Origin of the sequence: Novosphingobium organovorum (assembly GCF_022832435.1) — a bacterium.
In the GTDB taxonomy this organism is placed as follows: domain Bacteria; phylum Pseudomonadota; class Alphaproteobacteria; order Sphingomonadales; family Sphingomonadaceae; genus Novosphingobium; species Novosphingobium organovorum.
This window is the reverse complement of the sequence record NZ_JALHLF010000131.1, coordinates 1-8,307: the sequence shown is the minus strand read 5'-3', so window position 1 is coordinate 8,307 and position 8,307 is coordinate 1. Positions and strand designations below refer to the sequence as shown.

Sequence of the window (8,307 nt, the reverse complement as noted above, 5' to 3'; positions counted from 1 at the left end):
GTGCCCGAGCGACGCGCCCCGCCGATCGCACCAAAGGATCTCGCCCGGCGCTCAGCGACCTTCGCCATGGTCGCCCTGCTCGACCCGCTTGCCGCGCTCGGCTTCGCCTTCGCGATCGAAATGCTGGCGCTGGCCGCCGGAATGGCCGAGGCGAACGCGCTCGCGCTCGCGCTCTTTGCAATGCCGCTCGCCTGGCTTGCCCTCGCCACCTGGCAGATGATACGCAGCGACTGGCGCGCGCGGCTGCTGCCCGCGCTCGTCCTCGCGCTGTCGGGAATCCTGACCTTGGTGACACTTTTTCATGCCTGACACGCCCGACCGTTCTGCCCTCCTGCGCGGCGAGGATCGCTCCCGTTCCGGGCCAGGTGCCGGATCCCCCCCCGATCAGCCCGGCTTCGTACAGCGCGCGCTTGCAGGCCATGCGGCGCTCGGCCTGCTGATCGGCGGCTTGCTCTATCTGGTCTGCCTGTCAGGCGCGCTCGCGGTGTTCCAGCAGGACCTGCAGCGCTGGGAAGAACCCGGCGCGCCCGAAATGACCGCGATCTCCCCGCAAGCCGTGCAACGCGCGATCGAGACCACGCTCGCCCGGCAGGGCAAGCCGACCGATCACGCCTACGTCCACATGCCGACCGCGGGCCTGCCGCGCGTGGTGGTGACCACCGACAACGGCGCCAACTACGTCGAGGCCGACGGTTCCTACGACCGGCCCGAGGCGCACGCCTGGACCGAATTCGTCCTGTTCCTGCACTACTACCTCAACCTGCCCGCGTTCTGGGGCATGGTGCTGACCGGCACGATCGGCGCGATGCTCTGCGCCGCGACGCTGACCGGGGTGCTGGCCCATCCGCGGATCTTCCGCGACGCTTTCCGGATGCGCCTGCGCGCCCGCGCCCAGCTCTCGCGCGCGGATATGCACAACCGGTTCGGGGTCTGGCTGCTGCCCTTTATCCTCGCGCTCGGGCTGACCGGCGCGGTGATCGGGTTGGGCCAGCTGGTGTTCCAGGCTGACGCCAGCGCGCGCCACGGCGGTGACCTCGAAGCCGCCTACGCCCCGATCTACGGCGCGCATCCCGCCGCCGATCCCCGGCCCGCACCGGCCCCGCGCGTCGATCGCGCGCTCGACTGGATGGGCCGCCACCGCCCCGGCCTGCCGATCTCCTACGTCACGATCGAGGAAACCGGGACCGCCGGCCAGCAGATCCAGATCCTCGCCGAAGAACCCCAGCGGCTGATCTATGGCGAAACCTACCTGTTCGACGGCGCAGGGCACTTCCGTTCGACGCTCGGCCTTTCCGACGGCGCGCTAGGCAAGCAGGCCGCCGCCTCGCTCTACCGGGTGCACTTCGGATCGTTCGGCGGACGCCCGGTCGAACTGGCCTACCTCGTCTTCGGGCTGGCGCTGTGCGTCGTCATCTCGACCGGAACCACGCTGTGGCTGATGAAGCGGCGCGCGCGCGGGCTCGCCAGCCCTCGGCTCGAGGCGCTGTGGGCGGTGACGATCTGGGGCAGCCCGCTGCTGCTCGTCCTCGCCTTCTGGCTGCGCATGGCGGCCGGGCCCGAAGCGCCGCTCGCCCGCGTGTTCTGGAGCGCGCTGGTCGCGGGAAGCATCGCCGCCGCGCTGGCGCCCTCGCCCCGCCTGTCAGACTGGTTGCGCCAGGCGCTCGCCGCTATGATGGCGCTGACCGGGCTCGTCCACTGGCTGCTTGCCGGCCCCTTGCCGGTGCCCTCGCTGGTGATCGACACCGCGCTTGTTCTGGGCGGGCTGGTGCTGGCGCTGCCCGAACTGGGCCGGCTCGCCCGCCCACGCCCCACTTGCGAACGAATCGCAAATCCGACATGATCCACGCGGCCTGCGCGAGGACGGCACGGAGCGAAAGCCTCGGCGCCGCCGCTCCTGTCGCCGCACCGCAACACGCCGCAAGACCGCTCACCAGAGCGCGAAAAACGCCGCTTTTCGTGCTCTTATCGAGGGGCTGTTAGAAAACGTTTGGGATCGGCAAGCAAATTTCGACCCCGCCAACCCGCGCCAAAGCTTGACCGCGACGCGATCTTGCGCTTGACGCACGACAAAGACTTGGGTCGAGCCGCGCTCCATGCGATCGCCTGGCCGCGACCCAGCCGCTTCCGTCCGTTCCCGCGCCTGGCCTGACCGCCTCTCGCCGGGCACCGGCGGACCGACCTGACACCTGATTGCGCATACCGAGGAAAGTAAGACGATGAGCGAACCTACTGCCGAAGCCCCGGTGCTCGAGCCCACCGCGGCCCTGACCGTCGAAACGGTCAATTCGGTGCACCACTGGAACGACCGTCTGTTCAGCTTCAAGATCACGCGCCCCTCCACGTTCCGCTTCCGCTCGGGCGAATTCGTGATGATCGGCCTCATGGGCGACAACGGCCGCCCGCTGCTGCGCGCCTACTCGGTGGCCAGCCCCTCGTGGGACGAGGAGCTCGAATTCCTCTCGATCAAGGTGCAGGACGGCCCGCTGACGTCGCGCCTGCAGAAGATCCAGCCCGGCGACCAGATCTTCCTCGGCCGCAAGCCCGTGGGCACGCTGGTGACCGACGCGCTGCTGCCGGGCCGCCGCCTGTTCTTCTTCTCGACCGGCACCGGGCTTGCCCCGTTCATGTCGCTCTCGCGCGATCCGGACGTCTACGAGATGTTCTCGCAGGTCATCTGCGTCCATGGCGTGCGCCAGGTGAGCGACCTTGCCTACCGCGAGACGCTCGAAGCCAGGCTTGCCGACGATCCGCTGGTCGGCGATCAGGCGCAGCTTCAGTTCACCTACGTCCCCTCGGTCACGCGTGAGGACTTCCACACCCAGGGCCGCATCGGTGACCTGATCGAAAGCGGACGCCTGTTCGAGGGCCTGGGCGGCGAAGCCAGGCTCAACCCCGAGACCGATCGCGTTATGCTGTGCGGCTCGATGGACATGATCAAGGGCCAGGCCGCCTACCTCGAAAGCATCGGCTTCACCGAAGGCTCGAACTCGAAGCCGGGCGACTTCGTGATCGAACGCGCCTTCGTCGACTGAGCTGAACACTCCGAGACCAGACGAAAGCGGCCCCGCACAGCCTGTGCGGGGCCGCTTTCGTTTCCGGCAAAGTGGAACAGGAAAAAGAGGTAATCCAAGGGCCATTGCCCTCGGCCTTCCCGGACTGTCTGGCCCACCTTGTCACGCCAGGGTGACGCGAGAGCGGCGGGGGCGACAGCCGGGGAGACAAGGGGCGGTAGCCCCTTGTCCTATTTGTTCCTCAAACCCGCTCGACCGCGAGCGCGAGGCCCATGCCCACCCCGATGCACAGCGTGGCAAGGCCGCGCTTGCCCCCGCTCGCCTCGAGCTGGTGCACCAGCGTCATCGCGATGCGCGCGCCCGACATGCCCAGCGGATGGCCGAGCGCGATCGCGCCGCCATTGGCGTTGACGTGCGGCGCATCGTCGGGAAGGCCGAGCCCGCGCAGCACCGCCAGCGCCTGGCTGGCGAAAGCCTCGTTGAGTTCGATCGCGTCGAAATCGCCGATCGCAAGGCCCAGCCGCGCCATCAGCTTCTGCGTCGCAGGCAGCGGGCCCATGCCCATCACGCGCGGCTCCACCCCGGCCGAGGCGAGGCCCAGGATGCGCGCACGCGGGGTCAGTCCGTGCGCCTTGACCGCCGCCTCGCTCGCCACGATCATCGCCGCCGCGCCATCGTTGATACCCGATGCGTTGCCGGCGGTGACGGTGCTCTCGGCTCCGAACAGGCCCTTGAGCTTTTGCAACGCCTCGATCGTGGTCTGGGGGCGCGGATGCTCATCGGTGTCGCACAGAGCCGTCTCACCGCGCTTGCGGCCCGGCGTGGTGACCGGCACGATTTCCTCGGCAAAGAAGCCCTTGGCCTGCGCGGCGGCGGCGCGCTGCTGGCTGCGCAGCGCGAAAGCGTCCTGATCGGCGCGGCTGATGCCGAAATCCTCGGCCACGTTCTCCCCGGTGCGCGGCATGGTCTCGGTACCGTAGAGCGCGTCGAGCGCGGGGTTGACGAAGCGCCAGCCCATCGTCGTATCCTCAAGCGTCTGGGCGCGTCCGAAAGCGCTTTCGCTCTTGCCCATCACGAAGGGCGCGCGCGACATGCTTTCCACCCCGCCCGCCAGCGCCAGCGCCATTTCCCCGGTGCCGATGGCGCGCGCGGCCTGCCCGATCGCCTCGAGCCCGGAGGCGCACAGCCGGTTGAGCGTGACGCCGGGCACCGTGTGCGGAAGGCCCGCCAGCAGCAGGCTCATGCGCGCGACATTGCGGTTGTCCTCGCCAGACTGGTTGGCGCAGCCGTAGAACACTTCCTCGATCGCGGCGGGATCGAGGCCAGGGTTGCGCGCCAGAAGCGCGGCCATCGGCACCGCGCCGAGATCATCGGCGCGCACGCGGGCAAGCCCCCCCCCATAGCGACCGACCGGCGTGCGCACCGCGTCGCAGATAAAGGCGTGTGTCATCGTTCCTGATCCTCTCGTCCGCCGCGCTCAGGCGGCCTCGATCTCGTTGGCGAGGGTGAGCGTAAGACCGGTGCTCTGGCGCAGGTCTTCCAGCGTCAGCCCCTCGACCATCTCGACGACTTTCGCGCCGTCCACCCCCAGGTCGAACACCGCCATGTCGGTATAGACCCGCGAAACGCAGCCAAGCCCGGTCAGCGGATAGGTGCAGGCCTCGACCAGCTTGCACGCGCCCTGCTTGGTGAACAGCTCCATCATCACGAAAGTCTGCTTGGCTCCGATGGCAAGATCCATCGCGCCGCCCACCGCCGGAATCGCCCCCGGCTCGCCGGTGTGCCAGTTGGCAAGGTCGCCGTGGATCGAGACCTGAAACGCGCCCAGCACGCAGATGTCGAGGTGGCCGCCGCGCATCATCGCGAAGCTGTCCGCATGGTGGAAGAAACAGCCGCCGGTCAGCAGCGTGACCGCCTGCTTGCCCGCGTTGATGAGCTCCCAGTCCTCCTCGCCCTTGGCCGGAGCAGGCCCCATGCCCAACAGGCCATTCTCGCTCTGCAGGAAGATATCGCGGTCAGCGGGCAGGTAGTTGGCGACCTTGGTGGGAAGGCCGATCCCCAGGTTCACGTAAGCGCCCTCGGGGATGTCGCGCGCCACGCGCTCGGCCATCTGGTCACGGTTGAGACGGTTCATGCCGGTTCTCCTTTCAGGCCACGGCGGCGAGCGCGGGCGCGCTCTCGACAACACGCTGGACGAAGATGCCCGGCGTCACGATCACTTCGGGATCAAGCGCCCCAAGCGGCACGATGTGGCGCACCTGCGCGATCGTGGTCCGCGCCGCCATCGCCATGATCGGACCGAAATTGCGCGCGGTCTTGCGGTAGACGAGGTTGCCCCAGCGATCCCCCTGCTCGGCCTTGATAAGCGCGAAATCGGCCTGGATCGGGTATTCAAGGACGTAGTGGCGTCCGTCGATCAGCCGGGTTTCCTTGCCCTCGGCCAGCTGCGTGCCAAAGCCCGTCGGCGTGAAGATCGCGCCGAGCCCGGCGCCAGCAGCGTGGATGCGCGCGGCAAGATTGCCCTGCGGGACCAGCTCCAACTCGATCTTCCCCGCACGGAAAGCCGCGTCGAAGTGGTGCGAATCCGATTGGCGCGGAAACGAACAGATGATCTTGCGCACCCGCCCCTCTCGGATCAGCGCGGCGACGCCGTGCTCGCCATTGCCGGCGTTGTTGTTGATGATGGTGAGATCACCCACGCCGCGCGCGATCAGCGCATCGATCAGCTCGTCGGGCATCCCCGCCGTGCCGAACCCGCCAATCATCACCGAGGCGCCATCCGAAATTTCCGCCACGGCCGCCTCGACCGTGGGCACTGTCTTGTCGATCACCGGAACTGCTCTCCCGTCTTGCCGCTTCAATGCTCTCCTCATTCGCCCCGCTCTGGCTTGCGTCAACCGATAACCGTGTTATTGTCCGATTATCGTTCACCCTTGGAGGCAAAACATGCGCGAACTGTCCGAGATGGACGCGAGGGGCGATCCCGAGTTCATGACCTCGCTGGCCCGCGGACTTGCGGTGATGCGCTGTTTTGCCGACGAAAGGCAGCCGATGACGATCGCCCAGGCGAGCCGGCTGACCGGTCTCAGCCGCCCGGCGGTCAAGCGCTGCCTGCACACGATGGAGCGCCTGGGTTACGTCGCGCGCGAGGGGGTTCACTACCAGTTGCGCCCCAAGGTGCTGTCGCTGGGATACGCCTATCTCTCGTCGAGCACGCTGGCGGTGCGCGCGCAGCCGATCCTCGATGCGATCCGCGACGACCTGCACGAATCCTGCTCGCTCGGGGTGATCGAGGAGGACGAGGTCACCTATATCGCGCGCGCCGAAGTCTCGCGGATCATGTCGATCGCGCTCAGGGTCGGCAGCCGCTTGCCACTCTACTGCACCTCGATGGGGCGCATCCTGCTCGCCGGGCAGGAACGCTCCTGGCAGGAAGCCTATTTCGCGCGCACCGCGATGCGCGAACTGACCGCGACGACGCAAACCTCACCCGGCGCCCTGCTCGGCGTGCTGCGCAAGGTGGCGGAGGATGGCTATGCGATCGTCGATCAGGAGCTGGAGCCGGGGCTGCGCTCGGTCGCGGTGCCGGTGCACAAGGCCGGGCGCACGATCGCCGCGCTCAACATCGGCACGCAATCGGCCCGCGTGGCGATGGCCGATCTGCATTCGCGCTATCTGCCGGTCCTGCGCCGCGCCGCGCGCGAATTGGAAGCCCTCGTCTGACGGGCGGCTACGGGCGCGGCGGGCGTTCACCGAGGGTGTGCGGCACGGGCAGTCCCATCATGATCCGCACCGAACAGATCGCGCAATCGAGCGCGGAGCCTGCCCCTTGCGCGCAGGCAATGCAGGCCCCGCGCGGCATCGAGCCGTCGATCAGCCCGATCAGCATGCGCTCATCGTCGGAGAGCCAGGCCCCCTCTCCCACCGCGACCGGCCGCCCCAGCGCGTCCTCGCACAGCCCCATCAGGCTGTCGAAGACCGGGACCAGCATCTCGCAATCGTGGGCGGAAAGAACTGGAAACAGGCCGGGCTGCCCCGGATGCCCGCCATCGCGCGCCTGACGCCAACACCGGGCCGCCTCGACGAGCAAGGCACTGTTTACGCTGGTATCGAAACGGGGCGAAGGGAAATGGCAGGTCATCGAATGGTCCTTTGCTGATCGTCCCTCATGCCGCTTGTTGCGATTCATTCGCAACTTCTACGCCCGGATCGTGACAAGAGCAAGGCACCGCGCATCGATCCGTCCTCAAGGCGAGCCACTCCGGCGAAAATTCGAACGGACGCCAAAACGGACAAAGGCCCAAGGGAAGCAATACTGCCATTGGCCGTCATCGCATATTTCGTACAAGGAAAGGTCGCCCCCATAAAGCTCATCGCTTCCGGTGGACTTGCAATAATGATTTCGCGTGGCGCGGCATTTGCGGGAACCGTGATGCCTGCGACCCGCGACCTATCTGACGCCACCGCCGAGATGCTTGTGATCGGTATCGGCGCGATTGGCGTCTTCGACGTCATGCTGGCTGTGCCCGCGCTTTCTAACATCATTTTCCAACGACAGCGGGGAAGCTAAGGGCGCGCGTGCACTGGGCCGTTTAGCGCCCCTGTTGGTCGTTCGATGGCCGATTTGGCGCTCTTGGCAGCGGTCAGTCCGCTATACCTTGCCAACCGGATCGACCAGCAGCCAAGGTGAAGGCATGCGGGCTTAAGTTTTGGTCCTCATCGGATGCTCAGTGTTCCGCGCGATAAAGGCATCGACTTCACGAAGTTGTTCAGGGAAAGGTTCTGCCTCGGGAAAGCTGCGATAGCTCCAGAAACGAAAACCGGCTGCCCATAACCTGCGAGCCTTTTCCCATTGGTCATCTTCGCGCTTTGCTGGTGTGCGAAAGGTGCGCCCCATCAAAGCAAGCGCGTTGCCGCATTCTGGACAAGTATGTTCACGATCGCCGGAACGCTTCCAAGTCGTTCGGCAATCAAAGCAAGCATGTGCGATCAGATAGTCTGCGCCGCGATGGTAAGGCACGACATCCGGCCCAGGCACCTTCCTGTTGCCGACAGAGCGGCGCACTTCCATTCGGCGTTGCTTTTCGTCGGGACGAGTCATTCCTATGGTTTGGACTGGTAGACCCAGCTCCGCAATGGTGCGCGCGCGACCAGCCCGAATGCGCCCAAGTTGGTCACTCAAGGGCCGAATTGACGTGCCGGGGAGCCGTCAGTCCGGTTTCCCTTGCCGTCTAGGCTCCTCGCCGGCCCAGATGGGTGGTTAGGAGACGTTGCCCAAAGCTCGACTGAATGCTGT

General features: G+C 66.8%; 10 protein-coding genes. 5 read left to right on the top strand and 5 right to left on the bottom strand.

The window, feature by feature from the left end:
- The 3 genes from MTR62_RS18665 to MTR62_RS18655 form a co-directional block, all read left to right on the top strand.
- On the top strand, positions 1-309 hold a 309-nt coding region (locus tag MTR62_RS18665), incomplete at its 5' end, for a hypothetical protein (RefSeq protein ID WP_407672709.1).
- On the top strand, positions 302-1,840 hold the full coding sequence (locus MTR62_RS18660; RefSeq protein WP_244023776.1) for a PepSY-associated TM helix domain-containing protein: 1,539 nt from the start codon (positions 302-304) through the stop codon (positions 1,838-1,840). The genes MTR62_RS18665 and MTR62_RS18660, both read left to right, overlap by 8 nt.
- A 376-nt stretch (positions 1,841-2,216) precedes the next feature.
- Positions 2,217-3,032 carry a ferredoxin--NADP reductase gene (locus MTR62_RS18655; protein ID WP_244023775.1) on the top strand — a complete coding sequence of 272 codons (816 nt, stop codon included), beginning with the start codon at positions 2,217-2,219 and terminating at the stop codon, positions 3,030-3,032.
- Between the two features lie 220 nt (positions 3,033-3,252).
- On the opposite strand, the gene pcaF is transcribed toward MTR62_RS18655, so the two are convergent.
- Genes pcaF through MTR62_RS18640 form a run of 3 tightly spaced genes read right to left on the bottom strand, consistent with a single transcriptional unit; the run spans position 3,253 to position 5,842 of the window.
- Positions 3,253-4,461: a 3-oxoadipyl-CoA thiolase gene (gene pcaF / locus MTR62_RS18650; protein WP_244023773.1), complete on the bottom strand. Its 1,209-nt coding sequence runs from the start codon at positions 4,459-4,461 to the stop codon at positions 3,253-3,255.
- A 27-nt stretch (positions 4,462-4,488) separates the two neighbouring features.
- Positions 4,489-5,145, bottom strand: coding sequence for a 3-oxoacid CoA-transferase subunit B (locus MTR62_RS18645; RefSeq protein ID WP_244023770.1), 657 nt, complete (start codon positions 5,143-5,145; stop codon positions 4,489-4,491).
- A 13-nt stretch (positions 5,146-5,158) separates the two neighbouring features.
- Positions 5,159-5,842 carry a 3-oxoacid CoA-transferase subunit A gene (locus MTR62_RS18640; protein ID WP_244023768.1) on the bottom strand — a complete coding sequence of 228 codons (684 nt, stop codon included), beginning with the start codon at positions 5,840-5,842 and terminating at the stop codon, positions 5,159-5,161.
- Between the two features lie 115 nt (positions 5,843-5,957).
- Between MTR62_RS18640 and MTR62_RS18635 the strand changes: the two genes are divergently transcribed.
- Positions 5,958-6,734 (top strand): IclR family transcriptional regulator domain-containing protein, encoded by a 777-nt coding sequence (locus MTR62_RS18635; RefSeq protein ID WP_244023766.1) that lies wholly within the window; start codon positions 5,958-5,960, stop codon positions 6,732-6,734.
- Between the two features lie 7 nt (positions 6,735-6,741).
- Here the strand turns inward: MTR62_RS18635 and MTR62_RS18630 are convergent, their stop codons facing one another.
- Entirely contained in the window at positions 6,742-7,152 is a 411-nt protein-coding gene (locus MTR62_RS18630) for a hypothetical protein (RefSeq protein WP_244023764.1), read from the bottom strand.
- 180 nt (positions 7,153-7,332) lie between these two features.
- Between MTR62_RS18630 and MTR62_RS18625 the strand changes: the two genes are divergently transcribed.
- Complete coding sequence (locus tag MTR62_RS18625; protein ID WP_244023763.1) at positions 7,333-7,581, top strand: hypothetical protein; 249 nt, start codon at positions 7,333-7,335, stop codon at positions 7,579-7,581.
- Positions 7,582-7,713: 132 nt separating this feature from the next.
- Here the strand turns inward: MTR62_RS18625 and MTR62_RS18620 are convergent, their stop codons facing one another.
- Positions 7,714-8,112 carry a hypothetical protein gene (locus MTR62_RS18620; RefSeq protein ID WP_244023761.1) on the bottom strand — a complete coding sequence of 133 codons (399 nt, stop codon included), beginning with the start codon at positions 8,110-8,112 and terminating at the stop codon, positions 7,714-7,716.
- Between the last annotated feature and the right edge of the window lie 195 nt (positions 8,113-8,307).

Excerpts from the sequence above, each read along its gene's own strand:
- MTR62_RS18660 (WP_244023776.1), top strand. The coding sequence starts at position 302 with ATGCCTGACACGCCCGACCGTTCTGCCCTCCTGCGCGGCGAGGATCGC.
- MTR62_RS18655 (WP_244023775.1), top strand. The coding sequence starts at position 2,217 with ATGAGCGAACCTACTGCCGAAGCCCCGGTGCTCGAGCCCACCGCGGCC.
- pcaF (WP_244023773.1), bottom strand. The coding sequence starts at position 4,461 with ATGACACACGCCTTTATCTGCGACGCGGTGCGCACGCCGGTCGGTCGC.
- MTR62_RS18645 (WP_244023770.1), bottom strand. The coding sequence starts at position 5,145 with ATGAACCGTCTCAACCGTGACCAGATGGCCGAGCGCGTGGCGCGCGAC.
- MTR62_RS18635 (WP_244023766.1), top strand. The coding sequence starts at position 5,958 with ATGCGCGAACTGTCCGAGATGGACGCGAGGGGCGATCCCGAGTTCATG.
- MTR62_RS18630 (WP_244023764.1), bottom strand. The coding sequence starts at position 7,152 with ATGACCTGCCATTTCCCTTCGCCCCGTTTCGATACCAGCGTAAACAGT.
- MTR62_RS18620 (WP_244023761.1), bottom strand. The coding sequence starts at position 8,112 with ATGACTCGTCCCGACGAAAAGCAACGCCGAATGGAAGTGCGCCGCTCT.